Origin of the sequence: Bifidobacterium pullorum subsp. saeculare (genome assembly GCF_016899725.1) — a bacterium.
GTDB classification, from domain to species: domain Bacteria; phylum Actinomycetota; class Actinomycetes; order Actinomycetales; family Bifidobacteriaceae; genus Bifidobacterium; species Bifidobacterium pullorum_C.
This window is the reverse complement of record NZ_JACLYU010000184.1, coordinates 1-463: the sequence shown is the minus strand read 5'-3', so window position 1 is coordinate 463 and position 463 is coordinate 1. Positions and strand designations below refer to the sequence as shown.

1 pseudogene is annotated in these 463 nt (G+C 43.0%); it reads left to right on the top strand.

Annotated elements, in window-relative coordinates:
• Positions 1–266 precede the first annotated feature (266 nt).
• Positions 267–463, top strand: a pseudogene (locus H7U32_RS10075) (hypothetical protein); the annotation flags it as partial.

Below are 463 nucleotides of genomic sequence, written 5' to 3'. Positions count from 1 at the left end.
CGACTAGTAGATATCATTGACCGAGGTGATGACACTAGAGCATGTGGATTGAAGGCCATAGAGTCTATAAAAGAGCGGTACCCAATGATGTTTCGTAGAGCCTAACTCCCAAGCCACCTAACCCGTGGCTTTCTCTTTAGCTACTTTCAAGTTTTTACAAAAAGGCGGTATAAGTAGTTACATACAAAACAGTAATGGCATCACGAGGGATTCACTCTTTGGAGGAATCGTGTCTCGGAAATGTTGTGAACCCAAATTTTAATACCATGTTGGAGATGTATATTATGTCGTATATTCAAACGCTGTCAGGCAATAAGTTCTACTTCGACCGTGACCCGGTTGATTACTTTGCAAAGTTATCTGATGCTGAGCTCATTGACGAGCTTGCTGGAGCATTGTCAAAAGTGTGCCGGTTTGCTGGCCATTGTAAGACCTTCTATTCAGTGGCTACTCACTGTGCGTT